The following is a 23,617-nucleotide window of genomic DNA, read 5'->3' on the forward strand; positions in this document are numbered from 1 at the left end:
TATAACCCATTACTTTTTAAGAGGTTCACAACCATGTTTCGAGCACTGTTACGCCGACCGGAAGCCCGGCTGTTCTTTATCATCAGCGTATTGTTTTTTATCTGTATTCATAGCATTGACGCGTTTCTGGCCCCGATGATGATCAATCAGGGGATGGAGCCGCAGGTGATGGGGATCATCATGGGGGCCAGCGGTCTGGCGACGCTGCTGATCCGCTTCCCGCTGGGAATTGTTTCCGATGTGGTGAAGAGTCGAAAAATCTTCATCCAGTTTGCGCTGGTTCTGCCGATCATCGCCTGGCCCCTTGCCTGGCTGGAGCCGAACGCCCTTACCCTGTATCTGGCGAAAGCGGCAGACGGGGTGACCGCGGCTACCTGGGTACTCTACAACATCCTGTTTATTCGCTACTTCGACCAGAAAGAAGCGCCTGCCGCCGTGGCGCTGCTGGCGCTCGCCGGGCCGCTGGGGGTGTTCCTCGGCAACTGCATCGGCGGTCTGTTAATTCACTATTTTAATAACAACATCGCCTTTTTCGTCTCCTGTGTCTCGGCGTTGGTGGCGCTGCTCCTGACCACCCGCATTCGCGACGTGCATGACCCGGTTAAAGCCCCGACGCTGAAAGCCTGTATCGCCGGTGCGCGCGTGCAGCTGGCTGACCGTTCGGTGTGGCTGATTGGTATTCTGGCCACCCTCGTCATCCTGGTGCCCTTTGCCACCCGCGATACGCTGACGCCGATCTACGCCGAGCAACTGGGCGGGCGGGCCGGGATCTTAACGCTGCTCAGCAATATCCATCTGATCTTCTATGCCCTGGCAATTGCCCTGTGCAGTAGCGTGTTCTATCAGCGTCTGGGTCTGATGAAAACGGCGGTGCTGGGCATTGTGCTGCAGGTGGTGTCGACCTTTGGCATCCCCTTCACCAGCAATCTGTATCTGATCTATCTGTTACAGGCTCTGGCCGGATTCTCCTTCGGGATGGCGTTTGCGGCCTTTATGTCCCTGAGCGTGGTCAACACCACCTCCGATGAACAGTCCACGCGGATGGGGCTTTTCCAGACCATCTACTCCTGCGGCATGTTTGCCGGGCCGGTGATCATGGGGGTGATGATGCAACACATTAACCTGTCGTCCGGTTATCTGTTTATTGCCGCCCTGTCTGTCGTCGCGGCGCTGGCGACCCCGCTCTCCGTCCGCTGGGTTAATTCCCGTAAAACACCCGCAACGGCTGAATTATCGATTAACAGTTCCAGTTCCCTCGCGCCCGCGCGCGACCAGTAAATTTTATTTCCGATGACATTATCCCGGCCCGCCGGGAGGGTATCCCTCATCATAAATACAGAAGGAAAATAGTGTGGCTTATAGACTTAAAACCAGTAAACCCATTCAGGAACGTCAGGATGCACAGCGACAAATAAGGGAGACGGTGGAGCTTATTCTGGCGGATATAGAAAAACGCGGGAATAAAGCCATTCGCGAATTATCGGTAAAATTTGATCGCTATGACCGGCAAGATTATCGCCTGACGGAGGCGGAAATTAATGCCTGCATCGGCAAATTAAGTCGTCAGGATATTCGCGATATTGAATTCGCCCAGGAGCAGGTCTTTAATTTCGCCCGGGCGCAAAAAGACTGTCTGCGCGATCTGGAAATTGAAACCCGCCCCGGGGTGATCCTCGGCCATAAAAATATCCCGATTAACGCCGTGGGCTGTTATGTCCCGGGGGGGAAATATCCGCTGCTGGCCTCGGCGCACATGTCGATTATTACTGCCAACGTCGCGGGCTGCTCCCGCATCGTCAGCTGCGCCCCGCCGTTCGGTGGCGAGCCGGCTCCGGCAATCGTGGCGGCGCAAAAAATGGCCGGGGCGACGGAGATCTACGCCCTCGGCGGCATTCAGGCGATTGGCGCGATGGCGCTGGGCACCGATACACTGGCGCCGGTGGATATGTTAGTCGGCCCCGGTAACGCCTTTGTGGCAGAGGCCAAACGCCAGCTGTTTGGCCGGGTTGGCATTGATCTCTTCGCCGGTCCAACCGAAACCCTGGTGATTGCCGATGACACCGTTGACGCCGAAATCTGCGCCACCGACCTGCTGGGACAGGCCGAACACGGCGTTACCACCCCCGCCATTCTGCTGACCAACTCAATGGAACTCGCCAAAGAGACGCTGCGGGAGATCGACCGCCTGCTGGAAAAACTCCCCACCGCCGATATTGCCCGCCAGGCCTGGCACGACTACGGAGAGATCATCGTCTGCGACAGCTACGACGAAATGCTTGCCGAGGCCGATTGCATCGCCTCTGAACACGTGCAGGTGATGACCGACCGCGACGACTGGTTCCTCGCAAACCTCACCAATTTCGGCGCACTGTTCCTCGGCCCGCGCACCAACGTCGCCTACGGCGACAAGGTCATTGGCACCAACCACACCCTGCCAACGCAAAAAGCCGCGCGTTACACCGGCGGCCTGTGGGTCGGCAAATTCATGAAAACCTGCACCTGGCAGAAGGTCCTTAGCGATGAGGCCACTGCGGAGATCGGCAGCTACTGCTCGCGGTTATCACTGCTGGAGGGCTTTGCCGGACACGCCGAGCAGGCCAATGTTCGCGTGCGTCGCTACGGTCAGACAGAGGTGCCCTACGCCACCCCTGCCCCGGTCAGAGAGAAGGTGTAACCCATGACCTTTCCTGAGATGCCCTCCTTTGGCCTGCACGGCAAGCGCGCCCTGGTGACGGGCGGCTCCAGAGGACTGGGGTTCGCCTGCGCCATCGCGCTGGCCCACGCCGGGGCGGAGGTGTGGATCGCCGCCCGGGATCGCCAGACGCTGGAGGCCGCCGCCGCACTCGCCGCAGAACACGGGCGGGTATTGCACCCGGTGGCGCTGGATATTACCGATGTCGCGCAGGTCGGGGCGGTGCTCGCTGAACTGCCCGTTTTCGACATTCTGGTGAACAGCGCCGGGCTGGCGCGCCACGAGCCGTTCCTTACTGCCAGCGAGGCCAGCTTCGACGCGGTAATGGCGGTCAACGTGCGGGCCACTTTCTTTATCAGCCAGCGGGTAGCAGCGCGGATGCGTGACCAGCGGATTGAGGGGTCGATCATTCATCTCTCCTCGCAGATGGGGCACGTCGGCGGCCCGCGTCGCAGCGTCTACTGCGCATCGAAATTTGCGCTGGAAGGGTTAACCAAAGCCATGGCGCTGGAGCTGGGTGAAGACGGGATCCGGGTCAACACCCTCTGTCCAACCTTTATTGAGACCGCACTCTCTGCGCCGTCGCTGGCCGAACCCGATTTTCGCCGCTACGTGCTGGATAACATCACGCTGCGCCGTCTGGGCAAACTGGAAGACATCATGGGACCCGTGGTGTTTCTGGCCTCCGACGCCGCAGGGATGATCACCGGCAGCGCGCTGATGGTTGACGGCGGCTGGACCGCAACGTGAGGCATGAGATGGAAAAGAGTCATCGCGCCCTGCCGCTGGTGCTGATTGGCGGCACGCTCTGTAACGCCCGGCTCTGGCAGCCGGTTCTCGACCAGCTCAATGTGTCTGCTGCGATCTGCCCTGAGCTAACGACAGACACCTCGGCTGTGCAGGCTTCGCAGCGGTTGCTCGCCAATCTGCCGCCGCGCTTTCTGCTGGCCGGTTTCTCACTGGGAGCGATAGTGGCGCTGCAGATGGCCGCCGACGCCCCCGGGCGGATTGCCGGGCTGGCGCTGCTGTCGGTCAACCCCCTTGCCGACCGACCGGAAAATACCGCACCCCGGCGTGAGGCGGTGAACGCCGCCCGGCAACAGGGGCTGACGCACTGGCTCTCCGTCAGCCTGTGGCCGAAGTACGTCGCGCCGTCACATACGGATGATCAGGCCTTACACGATCTCATCTGCCGGATGGCAGAGGAAAGTGGCCTCGATACTTTCGTCACGCAAACGGAGATCGCTCTGACCCGGCGGGATAATCGCGGGGCGCTGGCCTCGCTCGCCTGCCCCATCATCGTTATTAACGGCGTGCATGACCCTATTTGCACGCCCCATCACCACCAGCTGGTTGCTCAGAGCGCCCCGCAGGCGAGATGCGTCACCCTCACCTCTGCCGGGCACTTTACGCTGCTGGAGGCGCCCGAAGAGGTTGCGCCCCCGCTACGCCAGTGGATTCAGGAGTGTTCAGATGCGCAAGAATAAACTCAGGGCGGAGCATAATAACGCCGCCATTATTAACGGCTGGCTGGCGATCCCCTCCAGCTACAGCGCCGAGATCCTCGGCCATCAGGGCTATGACGCCGTGACCGTCGATCTCCAGCACGGCATGATCGATTTCGCCAGCGCCCTGTCCATGTTGCAGGCGCTCTCCGCCACTCCGGCGGTGCCGCTGGTGCGGGTTGCTGATAACGATCCGGCGCAGATCATGCGCATGCTGGATGCCGGTGCCTACGGCATTATCTGCCCGATGATCTCCACCCCGGAAGAGGCCCGACGCTTTGTCGCCGCCTGCCGCTACCCGCCGCTGGGCAACCGCTCTTTTGGTCCGGCACGCGGCTTGCTGTACGGCGGGGCCGATTACCCGCAGCACGCCAATGACGAAATTCTGACGCTGGCGATGATCGAAACCCGCGAAGGGCTGGCGAATCTTGACGCGATCCTGGCCACCGAGGGGCTGGATGGGGTGTTTATCGGTCCGAACGATCTCTCCCTGACGTTGACCGGCAGCGCCAGCGCCGAATCCCGTCACCCGGAGATGCTGGCCGCCGTTGAGCGGGTAGTCAGCCAGTGTCGCCAGAGGCAAAAAATCGCCGGGATCTTTTGTACCTCCGGCGAAGCTGCCGCCCGACGTGTCAGCGAAGGTTTCCAGTTTGTCACCCCTGCCAACGATGTCATGCAACTTGGCCGCGCCTCGCGCGAGGCTGTCGCCCAGGCGCGCGGCAACGCTATCCCCACTACCGGCGCATCAGGCTATTAACAGGAGGAAACATGAAAGCACGTCACATTACCCCGGAACAGGCCAGAAGCCGTCTGGTTGCCCCTGAAGATATGGTCTCCTGCAATCTGGCGTTTATCGATTGCAAACTTCCCGGCTCGCACCTGAAGCAGAACTACTCCTTTATTGGTCCGGGCGTAACCCAGTCGTCTGCCCAGGTGGTAAACATTCCGGAGCCGCACGGTTTTAACATCGGTGCCGCAGCCATGCCGAAAGGGGTAACCAATAACCTGCACCTGCACTTCACCGCCGAAGTGTTTTTAATTCATGAGGGCACCTGGCGTTTTCGCTGGGGAGCAAACGGTGAAAACGAAGCGGAGTTCAGCGCCCCGGCCATTCTGTCGATTCCCACCTGGATCTTCCGCGGCTTTACCAACGTCAGCAAAGAAGAGACCTGCGGCATGGTCTACACGGTGCTGGGCGGTAACCACACCGGGGGGATCATCTGGCACCCGTCGATTCTGGACGCGGCCAGCGAGTACGGCCTGTACCTGAGCAAAGAGAATATGCTCATCGACGTGAACGCGGGGGATACCCTGCCTGAACCGTCGGCGCTGCTCGCGCCGCTGCCGGCAGACGAGATCGCCGCCCTGCGTCACTACTCCGTCGAAGAGATGCGACAGCGGGCGGTGACCGGGGATGATCGTCAATGGTCTGCGGCGGGGTTACTTGATTCGGTCCTGCCGGGCCACAGCGGTGAGATCGCGCCGGTGATTGGGTTCGGCATCAGCCAGGACAAACACGCGGCCCCCGCCATCGTCAACCCACACGGCTTCTCGGTGGAGTGGCTGCGCCTGGCGGCAGATCACGTGGTCGGTCGTCACCTGTGCCCGGATGTGCAGGTGATCATGGTCTTTAAGGGAACCCTGGAGGTGACGTGGAATGTGGAAGGGGAAGAGGTGAGTATTATCGCCCCTGAGCGTTCTGTTATTTCGGTGCCGGAAAACAGCTGGCGACGTTATCGTGCGCTGGACGGCGACATGGAGTGCATTCTGACAACACAGGGCGATCAGCGTAAGCGCATCTACTGGGATGAGAAGGTGCTTGAACAGGCCAGAGCCGCCAATCGCTGTCTTGATCCAGACGGTTACGTAACGGCCGTGGATCTGTTGCCTGAAACGGCGCGTCGCGCGGGTCTCAGACTGGAGGCCTTGCCTTAAGCGGAGTCAGGGCGGGTCATCCCGCCCTGAACGTGGAGATTTACTCGAAGTAAACGCCCGGGTTATCGGACAGGGAGACGAAGGTTTTCGAATCTTTATCCAGGGCGAGGATCCTACCGCTTTCGATATCATAAACCCAGCCGTGCAGGCGGATGGCGTTGTTACGCAGACCGACCGCTACGGATGGATGAGTTTTGATGTTACTCAGCTGGGCGAAGACGTTCTCCTGCACCATGGCATTCACTTTGTCAGTCGGATTTTCCCAGTTTTTATTTTCTACCACCGCTTTGGCGGCATCGGAGTAACGCAGCCAGTGCGACACGGCAGGCATCGGTTCCAGGTTAGCGTTGTCGGCAATCGCTTTCATCGCGCCGCAGTTGGAGTGGCCGCAGATCACGATGTCAGTGACGCCCAGCGCCACGACGGCGTATTCGATGGTGGCGGAAACACCGCCTGGCTCTGGCCCGAAAGGCGGCACGATGTTGCCAGCATTACGAATGACAAAGAGCTGTCCTGGATCCTGCTGGGTCACTAATTCCGGCACCAGACGGCTGTCAGAACAGGAGATGAAAAGCGCTTTGGGATTCTGGCTGGAGGCCAGACTACGGAAGAGGTCTTTACGTTGCGGAAAAACTTCTTTTTGAAAGCTGAGAAAACCTTCAATGATATGTTGCATAGCAATGTCTCATTTTTTTGTGATTGTACAGGCATGATCGAGATCACGGTTTTTTGAGTTTACCCACCGCGCCCGAGTTCAGACAAGCAATATATTTCTGGACGGACCGCATGACAATCTCCCGCGCATCGGCGGAAATGTTCTGCCCTTCAAAGGCGCCGTAGAGCCGTTCGAAGCGCACATTGTCCAGGTGCGCAGCGATCTCGCTCACCGCGCTTGCCGGCAGCGGCAGCATATTCGGATAGCTCCACATAAAGGAAACCGCGTCTTTTCCCGGGGTCACCTGCAGGATATCGCCCGCCAGTAGCACGCCCCCGTCCTGGTTCCAGTGCAGCACCGTGCCTCCGGCAAAATGCCCGCCAAGCCTGAACAGGGTGACGTCAGGCATAATCTCCAGAGAATCCCCCTCCCAGAAGCGCAGCGCGGGACTCTCCCGCATCACCCACTGCCGATCGCTGGCATGCAAATACACCGGCGCATCAAAGGCTGCGGCCCAGTCCTGCATGGTGGTGTAGTAGTGCGGGTGAGAGATGGCAATGGCGTCGATCCCGCCCAGCGCCGTCACCAGCGCGTGGGTGGCAGGATCGAGGTTGGCAATGCAGTCCCACAGCACGTTACCCTGCGGGGTTCGCAGCAGGATCGCCCGCTGGCTGATGGCAAAGGCGGGAACGGTTTTGAGGCTCAAAAGACCGTCTTCGAGCTGTTGCCACTTATTCGTGTGGGTGGTGGTCAGGGTAGTGAAATCCACCCATTCCTGCCCCGTCGCGGGCACATACTGGCGTTCATCCTCACAAATGGCGCACTGTTGCGGTTCGCGGGCCATGTCGTACGACGTGCCGCAGGTTTTGCAGATGGTGATCATGACGTCTCCTTAGCCGAATACTGCATGAGTATGGCAAGGATTATCCTTATGTGCGCTGGCGTGCCTTAGCCCGGTATTTTGCTCTATAATACGACCTGGAACAAAAACCGAACAAAGCAGGTAAATGATGGAAATTGATCTTAACAATCTGGTGTTTGACGGGCTGGATGAAGCAGAAGAACGTAACGCAGAACGCCTTGAAGACGCTGATAAAAAAGCGCAGGCAATTGTAGCGGACGACGACTGCGGCGACGCCTGCAAGATCTGATGTAAAACGCCCCGGACGATTGCCGGGGCGTTACGTTTCAGGCCCACGCAAGCGCAACGCTGCCGGGCACTGATTACGACTTATTCATACCGTCGATTGCTTGCTGAGCGCAGGCTTCATCCAGATGCCCACCCGGCGCACCGCCAATTCCGATAGCCCCGATCACCTCCTCCCCTTCCTTAACCGGCAAACCACCCGCCAGCAGCAGCAGGCCCGGGATATCGCGCAGGTTCTGCGCGCCCGCGTTGCTCTGGGCAGATTCCATCACTTTGCCCGAGGCATTTTTGGTGCTAAGGGCGGTGAACGCTTTCATCTCGCTGGCTTTCAGGGTGTGTGGACCGGCATTGTCCGTGCGCTGTACCGCTTTCACCACCCCGGCACGATCCACCACCGTGACGCTGACCTGATAATTTTTGGCCGTACAGGCCTGAATGGCCGCGCTGGCTAACGCGTTCGCCTGGGTCAGGGAGAGACTCTTTTGCGTAACGGACTGGGCATGCGCCGATACGCTGACCATCCCTGCTACACATGCTGCTGCCATCATCAACTTTTTCATCGCACATCCTCTGGTAAGTGGAAACAGAGGCAGCGTACCGAAGCGCGCGATGAAATGTTATTCGGTCGATTACGCAGTTATCCTGGTAGTTCTACGGATGGCAATTTGTCGTATTCCCGGATGGCCTGCACCAGACTTGAGACTCCCAGCTTAACGAACACCGCTGCCCGGTGGGCTTCCACCGTGCGGGGCGAGAGGTTCAGGCGGGCGGCGACCTCCTTGTTACTGCTCCCCTCCATCAGGGCCAGCAGCACCTCGTGTTCCCGGGCGGTGAGCTGTTCAAAGAGCGCCCTGACCCGTTTTGCCTCCTGCCAGCGCACCACCCGCTGCTGGCTCTCTGCCAGCGCGACGGTAATGGATTCGATTAGCTTGTCGGCATCCAGCGGCTTGGTGAAAAACTCAAACACCCCATTATGAAACGCCCGCCGACAGGCATCGATCGTGCCATGACCGGTCATCAGGATCACCGGCAGCAGCGGCCAGGGCCATGCCCCCTCCTCCAGCCAGGCCAGGCCGCCTTTGCCCGGCATCCGCATATCGAGCAACAGGCAGCCGGTCAGCGCTTGTTCAGCGCCGTGGGCAGCCATAAACGCCGCAATACTTTCATATGGCTCGACGCGCCAGTTCATCCCCGACAGCAGAAAAACCAGCGACTCCCTGACCGACGCATCATCGTCAATTAACCAGATGACGTTATCCATCTACGCGACTCCCGTAATAAGCAAACTGCAACCGGACCCTGGCGCCGCCTTCCGGGGCATTATCCAGCGCCAGCGTGCCATTCATTCTGGTGACTAACGATTCCGTTAAGGTCATGCCCAGGCCAGTGCCGCCCTCTCGCCCGCTGTAAAAGGGCATAAAGGCGTTGTGTAGGGCGTCCGGGGTAAAGCCCGGCCCGCCGTCAGTAATGTCGATATGGATAACATCGCCGTTGCGCAAGCTGCGGATATGCACCCAGCCCGCCGCACGTTCCTGCTGCGCCTGGATGGCGTTACTGAGAAGGTTGTGCAGCACCTGCTCCAGCCACAGCCGGTCGGCGCAGAGCGTGCGGGCATCCGCGGCAAAGTCATGGGTAAGGCGAATGTGTCTGGCGGTGCGCTCGTGCTCCAGCAAATTCCCGACCTGTTGCCAGCAGCTGACCAGATCCACGTCGCCAAGGGTGACTGTCTCCTGGGTAACGTGTTCGCGAAAGCGGGTCAGTAGTTCATCTATCCGCCGGGTTTGCACCAACGCCGACGCGAGCGCCTGAGACACCGCCTCGGGATTACCCTGCCGCAACTGGCGCTGCGCCCCCTGGATCCAGGTCTGGGCTGCCGTCAGGGGCTGGTTGATCTCATGCACAATCCCTGCGGTGATCTCCCCCAGGGTGTTGAGCCGGGCATGCTGATAATACCTGGCGCGCTGGTCGGCGTTTTGCCGTTGCTTACGCTGCCAGAGGATCACCCCGCCTGCCGCAATCACCACGCCCCATCCCAGCCAGAGCAGTAAAAACGGCAGCAGGGCAATGTCCAGCCACGCCGTTCGGGCGTCGGCCCGCAGGATAAAGGGTTGGGTATGCTGCGTAAACTGACGCTGCCAGTGCCAGAAGGCGTCTGTCGGGGGTGGCGATGCGTCGCCACCCATATCGAGCGCGAGACGGGTAAAACGCGGCCTGGCATTGATCACCGACCGGGTATCGATCAGCACGCGGATTTGTCGCCAGGGGTTGTAGAGCCAGTATTGCGTGTCGCCCACCGGTTCCACCCGCGCGGCGTCGAGGGCGCGACCCTGGGTCTTTTGCAGGCCGAGGATTTGCGGGAATTTTTTACGCAGCGCCGCAAGATCTTCATCGCCATTCAACAGCGGCAGCACCGACTCATTCTGGGTGAGAACCGCGCCAGCCTCAGTAAAGGCCAGGGCAAAATCCCGGTCCAGATCCCAGAACTGACGGCGGATCTGTTCGGCATACAGCAACACGCTGCTCAGAAGACAGAGCACAAGCCAGATCAGGATCCCACGTTTTAGAAAATTTTGGCTGTTCATTCATTTAACTGGCGCAGGGAGAAGACGCCAGAGACCTTAGCAGGAAGCCAGGCCGGGGACAAAACTTGCGGTGTTTTTTGGATGTTAGCGTCCAGAATGGCGGGATGTGCGCGGTAGAACGCACACCTCGTTCCAGTAGGTTTCCCGCACCAGGCGGTGTTCAGCGTTGCGTTTGCTCATGGAACCACTCCGGGTCGATGGTGGCGATGTCCACGCCATAGAGGCTGGCAACCGGCAAAATGGATTCAATAATACGTTGCGCGCTGTTCTCTGTGCCTTCCGGTGGCGCTGCAAAAAACCGCCGTAACCTACTCATCAGTCTGTTCAATGCCGTGTTCCTCTTTGCTCAACCTGAATGCAGTTAAACAGCAATCGCCTGCCCAGTGAAATGCCGATTCCGGCAGAGGATTTGCGTGAATTGCAAAAGCACGCCATCCGTTTATTGAAGCGTAACAGACTGTTCATGCGTGTTTTTATAGAGCAAAGACAAACTTGGCATTTGGCGGCCAGGGGTGATGATGGAAGCGTATCCAGCTGGCCTTTATCGTTAACGTGCCGGAACTGACGACAGTGGCAGGTCAGGTGAACAACCGGGTGCAGATTTACCCGGCGGCTATTTTGTCTATACAGGCGTGGTGTATTACCTGCTGTGCAGTGGGATTGAACAGCTGGCAAAACGCTGACGGTTTAACCGGCCAGCGCTTTCACCACGGTTTCCATCGCCTGGGTGGTTAACTCACTGCGTTTTACTCGCTGGTTCGCCAGCGAGGTGCGCAGGACCCCGGCGATAACAATATGCTTTGGCTCCTGCCCGAGATCGCGCATCTCAAGAACGACTTTGCCTACCACGCGACACATCTCCTGATACAGCGCTTCGTCTTTGGTTACATTGCCCATGATCTTCACTCCATTGCCCGAAAACGCCAGCTTAAAGCATTCATTAGTCTTATACAAAAAAGAAGCCCGGCGAGAAACTCACCGGGCTTTTTAAAAGCAGAATCAGGGGATTAGTTGTTAACCGGGATCACTGCGCCTTTGTATTTGGTGCGGATCCAGTCCTGAATTTCTTTTGAGTGCAGGACATCGACCAGCGCCACGATGTCCTTCTTCTTCTCATCGCCACGGTGCACGGTGATGATGTTGGCGTACGGGTTGTTTTCACCGCTCTCAACCGCGATCGGGTCGTGAACCGGATCCAGACCGGCGTCGATGGCGTAGTTGGCGTTGATCACCACCGCAGCCCCTTCGTCATTGTTGTACATCTGCGGCAGCAGAGAGGCTTCAACGTTCGGGGTGAACTGCAGTTTTTTCGGGTTCTCTACGATATCGCTGATGCGCGCGGTCACTTTGTCGATGCCCGGCTTCAGTTTGATCACGCCCTCTTTCTCGAAGATAGAGAGGATACGGCCTTCTTCAGAGACAGCATCACGCATGATGATTTTGCCGCCTTCCGGCAGGTCTTTCAGCGATTTGTATTTTTTGGAGTAGATGCCGATCGGCTCGATGTGGATCGCACCGGCGCTGACGAAATCGTACTCTTTATCACCGGCGTGATCTTTCAGCACGCTGTTGAGATACGGAATGTGCTGGAAGTAGTTGGCGTCGATGTCACGACCCGCCAGCGCGGTGTTCGGCAGGATGTAATCCTGGAACGGTTTGATCTCCAGGTCGATACCCTGCTTCGCCAGAATCGGCTTCGCCTGCTCAAGGATTTCGGCGTGCGGGGTGTTGGACGCCCCCACGGTCAGGGTATCAGCCCAGGCGGCAAAGCTCAGGGCGCTCAGGGTTGCTGCGGCAATCAACGTCAGTGTTTTTTTCATGATGATGGTTCCTGTGTTTGTATTATTAGCGTTTATCTAACAGTGAAGTAATGATGTCGCCGCAGAACTGGATAATGAAAACGATGATCAAAATGGTCACCGTTGCCACCAGCGTGACGTCACCATGGTTACGCTGGAATCCTTCCAGATAAGCCAGATTTCCCAGACCACCGGCACCAATCACCCCCGCCATTGCGCTGTAACTGACCAGTGCAATCAGCGTTACCGTGATCCCGGAGACCAGGGCTGGAGATGATTCCGGCAGTAAAACCCGAAAAATTAAGGTACTCAGACGGGCGCCCATTGAGCGCGTCGCCTCGATCACCCCTTTGTCCACCTCACGCAGGGCGATCTCCACCAGACGGGCGTAGAACGGCGCAGCACCGACAATCAGCGCGGGCAGCGCCGCATTTGCCCCGAGGATGGTCCCCACGACGGTTTTGGTGAAGGGGATCAGCAGCACAATCAGGATGATGAACGGGATCGAGCGGAATACGTTCACCACAATCGAAATCACGCTGTAAACCGTGCGGTTGTGGAACATGCCACCCCGGGCGGTTAAAAACAGCGCCAGGCCGAGGACCAGGCCAAGCACAAAGGTCGCGACGCCAGAGAGCGCTGTCATGTAGAGCGTTTCCAGCGTGGCGGCCCACAGCTGGTCCCATTTCAGGTGCGGAAAAAGATTCTCAGCCATGTTTAATTACCTCGCCTTCAATATCACTGTGCTGCAAATCGGCGAGGATATTGTTCAGTTGTTCTTCTGTTGCCGCCACGTGAAGCCAGAGCTGGCCGAACACGCCGTGAGCGGTTTGGGTCATTTTGCCGTGCAGGATGTTGAACGGCAGGCCGTAGCGCAGGGTCAGCTCCCCGACAATTGGCTTGTGGGTGCTGTGGCCGGTGAAGGTCAGCTTGATGACGGTGCCTTCCAGCTCATTCGCCAGCTCCGTATTAAAGGTCTCTTCTTCAGCGTACTGGCTGACCTGACGCACAAACTGTTGCGTAATCGGCTGCTGCGGGTGGGTAAAGACCTGCAGCACTTCGCCCTCTTCCACCACTTTGCCATTTTCCATCACCGCCACGCGGTCGCAGATTTTGCGCACCACGTGCATTTCATGGGTGATGAGAACAATGGTCAGCTTGAAGCGACGGTTAATGTCGAGGAGCAGATCGAGGATCTGATCGGTGGTCTGTGGATCCAGCGCGGAGGTGGCTTCGTCGCAGAGCAGAACGTCAGGGCTGTTCGCCAGCGCACGGGCAATGCCGACACGCTGCTTTTGCCCACCGCTGAGCTGGGAGGGATACGCCTGTTCGCGGCCTTTCAGACCCACCAGCTCTACCAGTTCCGCCACCCGGGCTTTAATTTTGGCTTTTGGCACCCCGGCAATCTGCATTGAGAAAGCGATGTTCTCGCTCACCGTACGGGACCACAGCAGGTTGAAGTGCTGAAACACCATACTGATCTTCAGCCGCGCCTGGCGCAGGGCTTCGCCTTTCGCTGCGGAGATATCCTGCCCATTAATGGTCACGCTGCCCGTAGTCGGTTTTTCCAGACCGTTAAGCAGGCGGATTAAGGTACTTTTACCCGCGCCGCTGTAGCCAATAATGCCGTAAATCTGTCCCTGCTCTATCGCCAGGTTCACGTTGTCAACGGCCGTCAGCGCCACTTTTCCGTTGTCAAAAATCTTCGAAATATTCCTGAGTACTATCATTCTTAAGGTAATCCGTTCGCCTGTGGCGGTTTAGCAGTATGGATGTCCAAACGATAGTAAACAGCCGTTATTAGCTTTTAAATGAATGAAATGGAATATCTTATAACTTACAGCGATATGCCGCGTGGGCATTGGTATGGGCCATAATGCATAAATTCAGCAATCTATAGTTTTGGAACGAATATGTGGGCTCGCCCAGTCTTTTTACGGCGTTTGACTGAAGGTTTTCCGCTGGCGCAACATCCTGAAAGGGAACCTTAACGCCTTGATAACAATCCTTTGTGAATCACCAGATAAAATTTTTGAAACGCTGTTTTTCTTTCCCTTTTGCGCATCTTTAAGCGTATAATGCGCGCCTAATCCCTGATGAATGGTTTCAGCGCTTGGACTACAAAAAACAACGCATACAACTTTCCCTCTCTCCCTGGGCTGAAACACAGGCACACATTCTTCTGCACGCTCAATTGATGTCACCTATCCTTACTGCGTGTCATATAAAATTTCGCAACACAGGTTTGACTCTGAGGCAATACGCCCCCGGAGCGAGATTTCCATATCCTTCTCAACTTAAAGACTAAGACTGTCATGAAAAAGACGAAAATTGTTTGCACCATCGGCCCGAAAACCGAATCTGAAGAGATGCTGACCAAAATGCTGGACGCCGGCATGAACGTTATGCGTCTGAACTTCTCTCACGGTGACTATGCTGAACACGGTCAGCGCATCCAGAACTTGCGCAACGTGATGAGCAAGACCGGTAAAAAAGCAGCAATCCTGCTGGATACCAAAGGTCCAGAAATTCGTACCATTAAACTGGAAGGCGGCAACGACGTTTCTCTGAAAGCGGGCCAGACCTTCACGTTCACTACAGACAAGTCCGTTGTCGGCAACAATGAAATCGTTGCTGTGACTTATGAAGGCTTCACCAGCGATCTGTCCGTTGGCAACACCGTCCTGGTGGACGACGGCCTGATCGGTATGGAAGTGACCGCCATCGAAGGCAAAAACGTTGTTTGTAAAGTGCTGAACAACGGCGACCTCGGTGAAAACAAAGGCGTTAACCTGCCAGGCGTTTCCATTGCCCTGCCTGCGCTGGCAGAGAAAGACAAACAAGACCTGATCTTCGGTTGCGAACAAGGCGTTGACTTTGTTGCGGCGTCCTTTATCCGTAAACGTTCCGACGTAGTTGAAATCCGTGAGCACCTGAAAGCGCACGGCGGCGAGCACATCCAGATCATCTCCAAAATCGAAAACCAGGAAGGCCTCAACAACTTCGACGAAATCCTTGAAGCCTCTGACGGCATCATGGTTGCGCGTGGTGACCTGGGCGTTGAAATCCCGGTTGAAGAAGTGATCTTCGCGCAGAAGATGATGATCGAGAAGTGTGTTCGTGCCCGTAAAGTGGTTATCACCGCTACCCAGATGCTGGACTCAATGATCAAAAACCCACGTCCAACCCGCGCAGAAGCTGGCGACGTGGCGAACGCCATCCTCGACGGGACCGATGCAGTAATGCTGTCCGGTGAATCCGCGAAGGGTAAATACCCGCTGGAAGCAGTTTCCATCATGGCCACCATCTGCGAGCGTACTGACCGCGTGATGCCTAGCCGTCTGGATAACAACAACGACAGCCGTAAACTGCGTATCACCGAAGCCGTGTGCCGTGGTGCAGTTGAAACTGCCGAGAAACTGGAAGCGCCACTGATCGTGGTTGCTACTCAGGGCGGTAAATCTGCGAAAGCCGTACGTAAATACTTCCCGAACGCGACTATCCTGGCGCTGACCACTAACGAGATCACTGCTCGTCAGCTGGTACTGAGCAAAGGCGTTGTGCCACACCTGGTGAAAGAGATCGCTTCTACGGATGATTTCTACCGTCTGGGTAAAGAAGTGGCCCTGCAGCTGGTTGAGCGTGGCCTGGCGCAGAAAGGTGACGTTGTGGTGATGGTTTCTGGTGCGCTGGTACCAAGCGGCACCACTAATACCGCATCTGTTCACGTGCTGTAATAATATCGAACGAATTAATTTGTTTAAAAAGCGTCCTTCGGGACGCTTTTTTTATATCCGCTATCAGCCAAAGTTATTAAAAAAGCAAATCGGGTTTTTCTATTTAACGGGTACGGTTTCTAAGATGAATCCGATGAAAATAGTCTGTTTTTGCACAATATTTTTCACGAAATAGTCAAAACAGGTGTTTCTTTGAGCGAACGATCAAAAATAGGCATATTCCCATCAAAAAAATATTCTCAACCTAAAAAACTTTGTGTAATACTTGTAACGCTACATGGAGATTAACTCAATCTAGAGGGTATTAATAATGAATCGTACTAAACTGGTACTGGGCGCGGTAATCCTGGGTTCTACTCTGCTGGCAGGTTGCTCCAGCAATGCTAAAATCGATCAGCTGTCTTCTGACGTTCAGACTCTGAACGCTAAAGTTGACCAGCTGAGCAACGACGTGAACGCAATGCGTTCCGACGTTCAGGCTGCTAAAGATGACGCAGCACGCGCTAACCAGCGTCTGGACAACCAGGCTACTAAATACCGTAAGTAATAGTACCTGTGTTAATAAAATGGCGCACATTGTGCGCCATTTTTTTTTGCCCGCTATTTTGCTTTACTGAATTGCCTGTTCATGCCCACTCTGATTTGCTGATACCGGCAGCGGCGTGTTCCGGGCTGACAAGCCGGTGCTCTGAACCTGAGACCCGACGCCTGTCGATACTTCTACCGGGATCCCCGCCCGCCGTGTCAACGCTTTATTCACCAGCAGCTTATCGCTCCCGCTTTGCGACATAAACGACGCAAGCGCGCTGGATTGGGCGATTGCCAGAGTTTGAGGGTTTTCCCCCTCCTCCGACGCCAGAGGTCGATGCACCTCAACGTAGCGCTTACCGTCCGGCTCCACGGAGAACTTCACCGGCTCATTGATGATCTGCACTCGCGTCCCGACGGACGTCTGGGCAAAAAGCGCTTTGATATCCGGGGCATTCATGCGCATACAGCCGGAACTGACGCGCAGCCCGACGCTATCCGGTGCGCTGGTGCCATGGATGAGGTATTCGCCGTTACCCACGCCCAGACGCAGTGCAAAGCGCCCCAGCGGGTTATTCGGCCCTGCGGGTACTACCGGGGGCAGTTTGATGCCCTTCTCCAGCGAGCGCGCTCTGATGCCCGCTGTGGGGGTCCAGGTCGGATTAGGGATTTTCTGGCTGATGCGGGTGACAGTAACCGGCGTATCCAGACCCAGTTGCCCAATACCCAGCGGATAAACCTGCACGCTGTTTTCCCCCGGCGGATAGTAGTAAAGGCGCAGTTCCGCCAGGTTCACCACAATCCCTTCCCGGGGAGTATCGGGGAGCAACATTTGCGACGGAATCGTAATCACCGTTCCCGGCGCAGGATAAACCGGCGCGATAGTATTATTGGTTTCGAGAATTAAGTGCGCAGCGGTATTAAACCGGCGCGCAATCGCCTGCAGATTATTATCCCCTTCCTGAATGACATACGTCTGGTTTTGCCCAATAAGACGACTGCCCGCCGGTGGCAAGGGATAATCCATCGCCCGGGCGCTATTAAGCGCGCTGAGCGAACCAAAAAGAATGAGAGTGACAAGGGACGCGCGCTTCATACTGAGATTCCTTATTCACTGACTGGACGTCAGAAAGCTGAAAAATCCACGAGGCGGGAACCACCTCGTGAAACAGAATGATAGCTGTCCTGTAAGTCTAGCTAATGTTGGCGGCTTTGGTGCGGATTGCGCGGATCATCGCCTCAAGTCCCTGCGAACGGGAAGGCGTTAAATGCTGGGTCAGCGCCATTTTTTCAAACCACGGGCGCACGTCGAAAGCGACAATATCCTGAGGGGACATCTGCTGATATAAAATAAACACGACAGCAATAAGGCCTTTTACTATTGCCGCATCACTGTCGCCCGCTAATTCAATTACCCCGGCGTCATTCTGGTGCATTATTATCCACACCTGGCTCTGGCAGCCCTGAATACTGTTTTCCGGGATATGCGCCTCTGGACTCAGCGGAGGCAGACGCTGCCCCAGCTCAATGATGTAGAGGTATTTCTCTTCCCAGTTTGCGCAACGCGTAAAGTTGCGCAGTAATTTGTCTCTGTCTGGCAACGCAGCCATCTTTTGCCCTCTTTCAGCCTAGCAGATGGTGGATACGCTTCAGCCCTGCCACCAGTCTGTCGACCTCTTCCATTGTGTTGTACATCACCAGCGATGCGCGGCACATCGCCGGTACCTGATAGAACGCCATCAGCGGCATGGCGCAGTGGTGGCCGGTGCGTACCGCTACCCCGTAATTATCAAGAAAACTGCCGACGTCATAGGCGTGGTGTTTCCCCAGATTAAAGGCGATCACTCCCTGGCGGTCGGCCGGGCCGTAGAGGGTCAGATCCGGCACGCTGGCCAGCTCTGCCAGTGCATAGTGCATCAGCATCTGCTCGTACTCGGCAATGGCATCAAGGCCAATGGCCGAGACATATTCCATCGCCGCCCCGAGGCCGATAATACCGCCAGTGTTGGGCGTCCCGGCTTCGAAACGCCACGGCGCACGGGCGTAAGTGGTGCCTTCGCTCAGGCTGACGGTGGCGATCATCGACCCGCCCCCTTCCCACGGCGGCATCTTTTGCAGAATGTCGTCTTTAACGTACAGCACGCCGATACCGGTCGGTCCGTAGAGCTTATGCCCGGAGAAAACGTAGAAATCGCAATCCAGCGCCTGAACATCAACGGTGTGGTGCATGACTGCCTGCGCCCCGTCCACCAGCACTTTTGCGCCAACCTGATGGGCTTTGGCGATGATCTCTGCCACCGGGTTTTCGGTTCCCAACACGTTGGAGATCTGGGTGAGGGTCACCAGGCGGGTACGTTCATCCAGCAAGGTATCCAGCCGGTCAAGCTGTAACGTTCCGTCCTGATTGAGGGGGATCACCCGCAGTTCCGCGCCGACGCGCTCGCACAGCATCTGCCAGGGCACAATATTGGCGTGGTGCTCCATCTGGGTGATGATGATGTTATCCCCCGCATGAACCTCAGCACTGCCCCAACTGTTGGCCACCAGGTTAATCCCCTCGGTGGTGCCGCGTACAAATACCAGCTCTTCCGGCGAGCGGGCATTTAAAAATGCCGCCGCCCGGGTACGGACGTTCTCCATCCGCTGCGTCGCCTCGGCGCTGAGGGTATGGATCCCCCGGTGCACCGCCGCATAACCATGCCGGTAAAATTCCGCTTCGGCCTCGATCACCTGCGCAGGCTTTTGCGCGCTGGCAGCGCTGTCGAGATAGGCAAGCGGCAGACCGTTCACTTCACGGGTCAGGACAGGGAAATCCGCCCGCACTCTCTCTACAGGAAATGTCATGCCACACCTCCGGGCAGACGCTGACCGATACGCGCCAGCACCTGCTGTCTTAAGGTTTCATCCCCGAGCGCTTCGGTCAGCTCGGCGGCAAAGGCGTAAATGATCATCTTCTCTGCCGCCTGCTTGTCGATCCCGCGGGAGCGCAGATAGAACATCTGCTCATCATCAATACGGCCTACCGTTGCCCCGTGGCTGCACTTCACGTCATCGGCATAGATTTCCAGCTGCGGTTTGGTGTCCACCTCCGCCAGCCGGCCCAACAGCAGATTGTTGTTGGTCATCTGCCCGTCGGTTTTGATGGCGTGCTGCGCCACATTGATCAGCCCGTTAAAGACCGCTCGCCCCTTATCGCTGACGATTGTTTTATGCAACTGACGGCTGTTGCAGTAGCCCTTATTGTGCTCAAGCCAGGTGCGGGTGTCGCACACTTCAGTTTTCACCGGCATCGCCAGGCTGTTGATGCGCAGCGTGGTATTTTCGCCGTTCAGCTGGGTACTGGTGTTATGGCGCAGTACCGCTCCGCCCAGCAGGAAGCTGTGGCTGAATGCCGTCGCATCGGCGGCAAGCCGCAGATCGTTATGGGCGAAGTGGTGGCTCGCCGCATTCTCAAACGCAAGCTTGATGTGGTGTAACCGGGCATTAGCCGCCACGTTCATGGTCAGACGGCCGCCGGTAAAGTGCCTGGCCGGAGTCAGGCTGGCGTAGTGTTCGATAAGGGTCGCCTCTGCCCCTTCGCCCAACTCCAGATGATGCCGATAATGGGCGGTGTTGATCTCGTCCCCTTCCAGCCCCTGGGTGATATGCAGCAGAAGCAGCGGCTTCGCCGGGCGCGTGTTGCGCTTCACGCTGATATGGGTCACGCTTTGCGCCAGGCTCTCGGTGAGATGCAGGAACACCTCAGGCTGCACCGGTGCCGCCAGGTTCTGATGCTCGTCGTTGATAACAACCTCAAACCCGCTGTTGTCGGTGCTGTCGCTCAGCGCCGGGTTAAAGCGCCCGTCAACAAACACCAGCCGGGTGGCATCCAGGGTAAGAGCCAGCGCATCCCGATCGGCAGGCGCGACGCTTGCCGGACGCGCCACGAAGTTGCCGTTGAGCAGCCCTTCCAGCGGGGTGTATTTCCAGTTTTCATGCTTACGCGTCGGTAGCCCCAGGCGCAGCATCTGCTGCAGGTGCTGCTCGGCCTGCGCCGAGCGCGCCCCGCCCTGAGCCTCAAACAGACGGTGCCACTGCTGCAGCGCGTTACTGCTGTTCGCTAAGCCAGCCATAGCCCTGCTCCTCCAGCTGTTTCACCAGCGTGAAATCACCGGATTTCACAATACGCCCCTGATAGAGCACGTGCACGTAATCCGGCTTGATGTAATCGAGAATACGCTGGTAGTGGGTGACGATAATGAACGACCGTTTGCCGTCGCGCAGGGCGTTGACGCCGTCGGCGACAATTTTCAGGGCGTCGATATCCAGCCCGGAGTCAGTTTCATCGAGGATGCACAGCTCAGGCTCCAGCACCGCCATCTGCAGAATGTCGTTGCGCTTCTTCTCCCCGCCGGAAAAACCGACGTTGACCGAGCGGGTGAGCAGGTCTTCCGGCATCTTCAGCAGCTGGATCTTCTCTTCCATCAGATCCTGAAAATCAAAGCGATCCAGCTCCTCTTCGCTACGGTATTTGCGCACGGCATTGAGCGCAGTCTGCAGGAAGAACTGGTTGCTGACGCCGGGGATCTCCACCGGATACTGGAAGGCCATAAAAATGCCTTCGCCAGCGCGATCTTCCGGCGACAGCTCCAGCAGATCTTTGCCTTTAAACTCCACCGATCCACCAACCACTTCATAATCTTCGCGTCCGGCAAGAGTTGCCGAGAGCGTACTTTTCCCCGAGCCGTTCGGCCCCATAATGGCATGCACTTCACCCGGACGAACCTCCAGGCTCAGGCCGCGCAGGATCGCTTTATCTTCCACACTGACCTGTAAATCTTTAATGCTTAACATGTGCTTTCCTTAATCCTTAACCGACGCTGTGTTCAAGGCTAATCGCCAGTAATTTCTGCGCTTCCACGGCAAACTCCAGCGGCAGTTCCGAGAACACATCCTTACAGAAGCCGTTCACAATCATGGAAATGGCATCCTCTTCGCTGATGCCGCGCTGCAGGCAGTAGAAGAGCTGATCTTCACCAATCCGCGAGGTGGTCGCTTCATGCTCCAGTTGAGCGCTGTTGTTACGGCATTCGACGTACGGGAAGGTATGCGCCCCGCAGTCCGGGCCAATCAGCATCGAGTCACACTGGGTAAAGTTACGGGCGTTGGTGGCGGTTGGCATAATCTTGACCAAACCCCGGTAGCTGTTCTGACTTTTGCCCGCCGAAATCCCCTTCGAGATAATCGTCGATTTGGTGTTCTTGCCAATGTGGATCATCTTGGTGCCGGTATCGGCCTGCTGATGGCCGCTGGTGAGCGCCACCGAGTAGAACTCGCCGATGGAGTTGTCCCCGCGCAGAATGCAGCTCGGGTACTTCCAGGTGATGGCGGAGCCGGTTTCCGACTGAGTCCACGACATCTTGCTGTTCTCGCCTTCGCACAGGGCGCGCTTGGTGACGAAGTTCAGAATACCGCCCGTGTTGTTATCCCCCGGGAACCAGTTCTGCACCGTCGAGTATTTCACCTCGGCGTCTTTATGGATGATCACTTCCACTACCGCGGCATGCAGCTGATAGCTGTCACGCACCGGGGCGGAACAGCCCTCGATATAGCTGACGTAGCTGCCCTCATCGGCCACCAGAATGGTGCGTTCAAACTGACCGGTTTTCTCGGCGTTGATGCGGAAATAGGTCGATAGCTCCATTGGGCAACGTACGCCCTTAGGTACATAGATAAAGGTGCCGTCAGAGGCCACCGCCGCGTTCAGCGCAGCAAAGAAGTTGTCGTTGCCCGGCACCACGGTACCGAGATACTTCTTCACCAGCTCGGGGTGGTCGTGAATGGCTTCGCCAAAGGAGCAGAAAATGATCCCCTGCTCACCCAGCTTTTCCCGGTAGGTGGTGGCGACCGAAACGGAGTCGAAGATGGCATCTACCGCCACCTCACGCCCTTCGCGCACCGGCACGCCGAGCTGCTCGAAAGCTTCTTCAACCTCTTTGCTTAAAAAGGCGTTAGTGCCGGTCTGCTGTACCGCGCCGGGTTCAGAGGCGCAAGTATCGTCGCAGTTGCCGCAGGACGGAGCAGAGTAGTAGCTGTAATCCTGATAGTTCAGCTTATCGTAGTGCGCCTTCAGCCAGTGCGGCTCGTCCATCTCCAGCCAGGCTTTGAACGCATTGAGTCGGAACTCCAGCATCCACTCTGGCTCGTTACGCCTTGCAGAGATGGCGCGGATGACCTCTTCATTGATCCCTTTTGCCATCTCATCGGTCTGCAATTGGGTGAAGAAGCCTTCTTTGTAATTAATATGGCCGCCAGACCAGGTGTTGACATCGTCAGTTGCTTCAGTATGTCGAGACATAATACCGCCTATACCCCAAAACTTTCGCCGCAGCCGCATTCGTTCTGGGCTTTCGGGTTATTGAATTTGAATAACTGGTTTAAGCCTTCGCGCACGTAATCCACTTCCGTACCGTCGATAAACGGCATTGCCTGCAAGGGAACATACAGCCGGGCACCGTCCTGCTCGAATAGCAGGTCGTCTTTAGCCGGTTCGCTGACGGTATCCAGCACATAACCAAAACCGGCACAACCGGTCGTCTTAACGGCTAACCGCACACCGAGCATGCCCTCCTTTTTGCTCACCAGGTCGCGTATATGCGCCGCTGCGGAAGGTGTGAGCGATAAACCACGCCACGCAAATTCTGTTGGATCGAATGTTTCTGAATGCTGTTGCATAAATCCACCTCTTGTAGTGCGCCCCCAGGGCATAACACCATGTTAGTGATAATGATTATCACTTCAACCCCTCAGTTGCAGGGGCATTCGGCTTAACCGCCCTTTTTGGCTACTTTCATTAAGCATAGACCCTGCTACGAGGGTTAACAGGAATGATCACATTTACTTAACACATTGATCGAAAGCGTAATTTTCGCTTTATTTAGGGCTGAATGAGATAAATGCAAAATATGTATAGAAAATGCCTATTTTTGAGATAGGAGGAGGGGTGGCTTCGCTGTTCGTACCTGTAAGCGTATTCCGAAAGCGGCCCGGAGGGGGCT

28 protein-coding genes and 1 pseudogene are annotated in these 23,617 nt (G+C 56.8%); 11 read left to right on the top strand and 18 right to left on the bottom strand.

The window, feature by feature from the left end; genetic code table 11:
- Nucleotides 1-33: 33 nt before the first annotated feature.
- The 6 genes from ABIE02_RS01690 (at nt 34) to ABIE02_RS01715 (ending at nt 6,132) form a co-directional block, all read left to right on the top strand.
- A complete protein-coding gene (locus tag ABIE02_RS01690) occupies nt 34-1,278 on the top strand; it encodes an MFS transporter (RefSeq protein WP_336994706.1) in 1,245 nt (414 codons plus the stop codon).
- 73 nt (nt 1,279-1,351) lie between these two features.
- The gene (hisD, locus tag ABIE02_RS01695; RefSeq protein ID WP_336994707.1) at nt 1,352-2,674 is read left to right on the top strand and encodes a histidinol dehydrogenase; all 1,323 of its coding nucleotides are present in this window, start codon (nt 1,352-1,354) and stop codon (nt 2,672-2,674) included.
- A 3-nt stretch (nt 2,675-2,677) separates the two neighbouring features.
- Nucleotides 2,678-3,442 (top strand): SDR family NAD(P)-dependent oxidoreductase, encoded by a 765-nt coding sequence (locus ABIE02_RS01700; RefSeq protein ID WP_336994708.1) that lies wholly within the window; start codon nt 2,678-2,680, stop codon nt 3,440-3,442.
- 8 nt (nt 3,443-3,450) lie between these two features.
- Complete coding sequence (locus ABIE02_RS01705) at nt 3,451-4,179, top strand: alpha/beta fold hydrolase (protein ID WP_336994709.1); 729 nt, start codon at nt 3,451-3,453, stop codon at nt 4,177-4,179.
- The gene (locus ABIE02_RS01710) at nt 4,166-4,954 is read left to right on the top strand and encodes an HpcH/HpaI aldolase family protein (RefSeq protein ID WP_144883179.1); all 789 of its coding nucleotides are present in this window, start codon (nt 4,166-4,168) and stop codon (nt 4,952-4,954) included. Before ABIE02_RS01705 ends, ABIE02_RS01710 begins: the two co-directional genes overlap by 14 nt.
- Nucleotides 4,955-4,965: 11 nt before the next feature.
- On the top strand, nt 4,966-6,132 hold the full coding sequence (locus ABIE02_RS01715; protein WP_336994710.1) for a cupin: 1,167 nt from the start codon (nt 4,966-4,968) through the stop codon (nt 6,130-6,132).
- A 40-nt stretch (nt 6,133-6,172) separates the two neighbouring features.
- Here ABIE02_RS01715 and ABIE02_RS01720 read toward each other — a convergent pair whose 3' ends face one another.
- Together ABIE02_RS01720 and ABIE02_RS01725 are read right to left on the bottom strand one after the other, a co-directional pair.
- The gene (locus tag ABIE02_RS01720; protein ID WP_059308134.1) at nt 6,173-6,808 is read right to left on the bottom strand and encodes a carbonic anhydrase; all 636 of its coding nucleotides are present in this window, start codon (nt 6,806-6,808) and stop codon (nt 6,173-6,175) included.
- Nucleotides 6,809-6,851: 43 nt separating this feature from the next.
- The gene (locus ABIE02_RS01725; RefSeq protein WP_336994711.1) at nt 6,852-7,670 is read right to left on the bottom strand and encodes an MBL fold metallo-hydrolase; all 819 of its coding nucleotides are present in this window, start codon (nt 7,668-7,670) and stop codon (nt 6,852-6,854) included.
- Nucleotides 7,671-7,797: 127 nt separating this feature from the next.
- Between ABIE02_RS01725 and ABIE02_RS01730 the strand changes: the two genes are divergently transcribed.
- Nucleotides 7,798-7,938, top strand: coding sequence for a hypothetical protein (locus ABIE02_RS01730; RefSeq protein WP_032617828.1), 141 nt, complete (start codon nt 7,798-7,800; stop codon nt 7,936-7,938).
- A gap of 73 nt (nt 7,939-8,011) precedes the next feature.
- On the opposite strand, the gene ABIE02_RS01735 is transcribed toward ABIE02_RS01730, so the two are convergent.
- The 4 genes from ABIE02_RS01735 to ABIE02_RS01750 all read right to left on the bottom strand — a co-directional run bounded on the left by ABIE02_RS01735 (nt 8,012) and on the right by ABIE02_RS01750 (nt 10,832).
- On the bottom strand, nt 8,012-8,494 hold the full coding sequence (locus tag ABIE02_RS01735) for a GlcG/HbpS family heme-binding protein (RefSeq protein ID WP_151584063.1): 483 nt from the start codon (nt 8,492-8,494) through the stop codon (nt 8,012-8,014).
- Between the two features lie 77 nt (nt 8,495-8,571).
- On the bottom strand, nt 8,572-9,195 hold the full coding sequence (locus ABIE02_RS01740) for a response regulator transcription factor (protein ID WP_077226372.1): 624 nt from the start codon (nt 9,193-9,195) through the stop codon (nt 8,572-8,574).
- Complete coding sequence (locus ABIE02_RS01745; protein WP_336994712.1) at nt 9,188-10,516, bottom strand: sensor histidine kinase; 1,329 nt, start codon at nt 10,514-10,516, stop codon at nt 9,188-9,190. Before ABIE02_RS01745 ends, ABIE02_RS01740 begins: the two co-directional genes overlap by 8 nt.
- Nucleotides 10,517-10,676: 160 nt before the next feature.
- On the bottom strand, nt 10,677-10,832 hold the full coding sequence (locus ABIE02_RS01750; protein WP_165717320.1) for a hypothetical protein: 156 nt from the start codon (nt 10,830-10,832) through the stop codon (nt 10,677-10,679).
- 206 nt (nt 10,833-11,038) lie between these two features.
- On the opposite strand from ABIE02_RS01750, the pseudogene ABIE02_RS01755 reads away from it, so the two are divergent.
- Nucleotides 11,039-11,199: pseudogene (locus tag ABIE02_RS01755) on the top strand (amino acid ABC transporter permease); the annotation flags it as partial.
- Between the two features lie 4 nt (nt 11,200-11,203).
- Here the strand turns inward: ABIE02_RS01755 and fumD are convergent.
- The 5 genes from fumD to ABIE02_RS01780 form a co-directional block, all read right to left on the bottom strand.
- On the bottom strand, nt 11,204-11,413 hold the full coding sequence (gene fumD / locus ABIE02_RS01760; RefSeq protein ID WP_032617775.1) for a fumarate hydratase FumD: 210 nt from the start codon (nt 11,411-11,413) through the stop codon (nt 11,204-11,206).
- A 110-nt stretch (nt 11,414-11,523) separates the two neighbouring features.
- On the bottom strand, nt 11,524-12,336 hold the full coding sequence (locus ABIE02_RS01765; RefSeq protein WP_032617774.1) for a MetQ/NlpA family ABC transporter substrate-binding protein: 813 nt from the start codon (nt 12,334-12,336) through the stop codon (nt 11,524-11,526).
- A gap of 25 nt (nt 12,337-12,361) precedes the next feature.
- On the bottom strand, nt 12,362-13,030 hold the full coding sequence (locus ABIE02_RS01770) for a methionine ABC transporter permease (RefSeq protein WP_032617773.1): 669 nt from the start codon (nt 13,028-13,030) through the stop codon (nt 12,362-12,364).
- A complete protein-coding gene (locus ABIE02_RS01775; protein WP_336994713.1) occupies nt 13,023-14,045 on the bottom strand; it encodes a methionine ABC transporter ATP-binding protein in 1,023 nt (340 codons plus the stop codon). The genes ABIE02_RS01770 and ABIE02_RS01775 overlap by 8 nt, the downstream gene beginning before the upstream one ends.
- Nucleotides 14,046-14,249: 204 nt before the next feature.
- Nucleotides 14,250-14,519, bottom strand: a complete 270-nt coding sequence (locus ABIE02_RS01780; RefSeq protein WP_156107307.1) for a hypothetical protein — start codon at nt 14,517-14,519, stop codon at nt 14,250-14,252.
- Between ABIE02_RS01780 and ABIE02_RS01785 the strand changes: the two genes are divergently transcribed.
- The 3 genes from ABIE02_RS01785 (at nt 14,429) to lpp (ending at nt 16,599) form a co-directional block, all read left to right on the top strand.
- Nucleotides 14,429-14,623, top strand: coding sequence for a hypothetical protein (locus ABIE02_RS01785; protein ID WP_419720594.1), 195 nt, complete (start codon nt 14,429-14,431; stop codon nt 14,621-14,623). The two genes, ABIE02_RS01780 and ABIE02_RS01785, sit on opposite strands and share 91 nt — an antisense overlap.
- A 7-nt stretch (nt 14,624-14,630) precedes the next feature.
- Nucleotides 14,631-16,052: a pyruvate kinase PykF gene (pykF, locus tag ABIE02_RS01790; RefSeq protein ID WP_032617771.1), complete on the top strand. Its 1,422-nt coding sequence runs from the start codon at nt 14,631-14,633 to the stop codon at nt 16,050-16,052.
- A 310-nt stretch (nt 16,053-16,362) separates the two neighbouring features.
- Nucleotides 16,363-16,599 (top strand): murein lipoprotein Lpp, encoded by a 237-nt coding sequence (gene lpp / locus ABIE02_RS01795; protein ID WP_001082307.1) that lies wholly within the window; start codon nt 16,363-16,365, stop codon nt 16,597-16,599.
- A 63-nt stretch (nt 16,600-16,662) separates the two neighbouring features.
- On the opposite strand, the gene ldtE is transcribed toward lpp, so the two are convergent.
- From ldtE to sufA, 7 genes are all read right to left on the bottom strand, one after another.
- On the bottom strand, nt 16,663-17,676 hold the full coding sequence (ldtE, locus tag ABIE02_RS01800) for a L,D-transpeptidase LdtE (RefSeq protein WP_032617770.1): 1,014 nt from the start codon (nt 17,674-17,676) through the stop codon (nt 16,663-16,665).
- Between the two features lie 97 nt (nt 17,677-17,773).
- Nucleotides 17,774-18,190 (bottom strand): cysteine desulfuration protein SufE, encoded by a 417-nt coding sequence (gene sufE / locus ABIE02_RS01805; protein WP_032617769.1) that lies wholly within the window; start codon nt 18,188-18,190, stop codon nt 17,774-17,776.
- Between the two features lie 13 nt (nt 18,191-18,203).
- Nucleotides 18,204-19,424 carry a cysteine desulfurase SufS gene (sufS, locus tag ABIE02_RS01810; protein ID WP_059308140.1) on the bottom strand — a complete coding sequence of 407 codons (1,221 nt, stop codon included), beginning with the start codon at nt 19,422-19,424 and terminating at the stop codon, nt 18,204-18,206.
- Nucleotides 19,421-20,692 carry a Fe-S cluster assembly protein SufD gene (gene sufD, locus ABIE02_RS01815; protein ID WP_151584053.1) on the bottom strand — a complete coding sequence of 424 codons (1,272 nt, stop codon included), beginning with the start codon at nt 20,690-20,692 and terminating at the stop codon, nt 19,421-19,423. The genes sufS and sufD overlap by 4 nt, the downstream gene beginning before the upstream one ends.
- Nucleotides 20,667-21,413 carry a Fe-S cluster assembly ATPase SufC gene (sufC, locus tag ABIE02_RS01820; RefSeq protein WP_032617766.1) on the bottom strand — a complete coding sequence of 249 codons (747 nt, stop codon included), beginning with the start codon at nt 21,411-21,413 and terminating at the stop codon, nt 20,667-20,669. Before sufC ends, sufD begins: the two co-directional genes overlap by 26 nt.
- Nucleotides 21,414-21,429: 16 nt before the next feature.
- Nucleotides 21,430-22,917 (bottom strand): Fe-S cluster assembly protein SufB, encoded by a 1,488-nt coding sequence (gene sufB, locus ABIE02_RS01825; RefSeq protein ID WP_032617765.1) that lies wholly within the window; start codon nt 22,915-22,917, stop codon nt 21,430-21,432.
- Nucleotides 22,918-22,925: 8 nt separating this feature from the next.
- The gene (sufA, locus tag ABIE02_RS01830) at nt 22,926-23,294 is read right to left on the bottom strand and encodes a Fe-S cluster assembly scaffold SufA (protein WP_032617764.1); all 369 of its coding nucleotides are present in this window, start codon (nt 23,292-23,294) and stop codon (nt 22,926-22,928) included.
- Nucleotides 23,295-23,617: the final 323 nt, after the last annotated feature.

It is taken from the genome of Leclercia sp. 1548 (genome assembly GCF_050435045.1).
Lineage (GTDB): Bacteria > Pseudomonadota > Gammaproteobacteria > Enterobacterales > Enterobacteriaceae > Enterobacter > Enterobacter adecarboxylatus.

Coding starts and splice junctions, on each gene's coding strand:
- ABIE02_RS01690 (WP_336994706.1), top strand. CDS start 34: ATGTTTCGAGCACTGTTACGCCGACCGGAAGCCCGGCTGTTCTTTATC.
- ABIE02_RS01700 (WP_336994708.1), top strand. CDS start 2,678: ATGACCTTTCCTGAGATGCCCTCCTTTGGCCTGCACGGCAAGCGCGCC.
- ABIE02_RS01705 (WP_336994709.1), top strand. CDS start 3,451: ATGGAAAAGAGTCATCGCGCCCTGCCGCTGGTGCTGATTGGCGGCACG.
- ABIE02_RS01710 (WP_144883179.1), top strand. CDS start 4,166: ATGCGCAAGAATAAACTCAGGGCGGAGCATAATAACGCCGCCATTATT.
- ABIE02_RS01715 (WP_336994710.1), top strand. CDS start 4,966: ATGAAAGCACGTCACATTACCCCGGAACAGGCCAGAAGCCGTCTGGTT.
- ABIE02_RS01720 (WP_059308134.1), bottom strand. CDS start 6,808: ATGCAACATATCATTGAAGGTTTTCTCAGCTTTCAAAAAGAAGTTTTT.
- ABIE02_RS01725 (WP_336994711.1), bottom strand. CDS start 7,670: ATGATCACCATCTGCAAAACCTGCGGCACGTCGTACGACATGGCCCGC.
- ABIE02_RS01730 (WP_032617828.1), top strand. CDS start 7,798: ATGGAAATTGATCTTAACAATCTGGTGTTTGACGGGCTGGATGAAGCA.
- ABIE02_RS01735 (WP_151584063.1), bottom strand. CDS start 8,494: ATGAAAAAGTTGATGATGGCAGCAGCATGTGTAGCAGGGATGGTCAGC.
- ABIE02_RS01740 (WP_077226372.1), bottom strand. CDS start 9,195: ATGGATAACGTCATCTGGTTAATTGACGATGATGCGTCGGTCAGGGAG.
- ABIE02_RS01745 (WP_336994712.1), bottom strand. CDS start 10,516: ATGAACAGCCAAAATTTTCTAAAACGTGGGATCCTGATCTGGCTTGTG.
- ABIE02_RS01750 (WP_165717320.1), bottom strand. CDS start 10,832: ATGAGTAGGTTACGGCGGTTTTTTGCAGCGCCACCGGAAGGCACAGAG.
- fumD (WP_032617775.1), bottom strand. CDS start 11,413: ATGGGCAATGTAACCAAAGACGAAGCGCTGTATCAGGAGATGTGTCGC.
- ABIE02_RS01765 (WP_032617774.1), bottom strand. CDS start 12,336: ATGAAAAAAACACTGACGTTGATTGCCGCAGCAACCCTGAGCGCCCTG.
- ABIE02_RS01770 (WP_032617773.1), bottom strand. CDS start 13,030: ATGGCTGAGAATCTTTTTCCGCACCTGAAATGGGACCAGCTGTGGGCC.
- ABIE02_RS01775 (WP_336994713.1), bottom strand. CDS start 14,045: ATGATAGTACTCAGGAATATTTCGAAGATTTTTGACAACGGAAAAGTG.
- pykF (WP_032617771.1), top strand. CDS start 14,631: ATGAAAAAGACGAAAATTGTTTGCACCATCGGCCCGAAAACCGAATCT.
- lpp (WP_001082307.1), top strand. CDS start 16,363: ATGAATCGTACTAAACTGGTACTGGGCGCGGTAATCCTGGGTTCTACT.
- ldtE (WP_032617770.1), bottom strand. CDS start 17,676: ATGAAGCGCGCGTCCCTTGTCACTCTCATTCTTTTTGGTTCGCTCAGC.
- sufE (WP_032617769.1), bottom strand. CDS start 18,190: ATGGCTGCGTTGCCAGACAGAGACAAATTACTGCGCAACTTTACGCGT.
- sufS (WP_059308140.1), bottom strand. CDS start 19,424: ATGACATTTCCTGTAGAGAGAGTGCGGGCGGATTTCCCTGTCCTGACC.
- sufD (WP_151584053.1), bottom strand. CDS start 20,692: ATGGCTGGCTTAGCGAACAGCAGTAACGCGCTGCAGCAGTGGCACCGT.
- sufC (WP_032617766.1), bottom strand. CDS start 21,413: ATGTTAAGCATTAAAGATTTACAGGTCAGTGTGGAAGATAAAGCGATC.
- sufB (WP_032617765.1), bottom strand. CDS start 22,917: ATGTCTCGACATACTGAAGCAACTGACGATGTCAACACCTGGTCTGGC.
- sufA (WP_032617764.1), bottom strand. CDS start 23,294: ATGCAACAGCATTCAGAAACATTCGATCCAACAGAATTTGCGTGGCGT.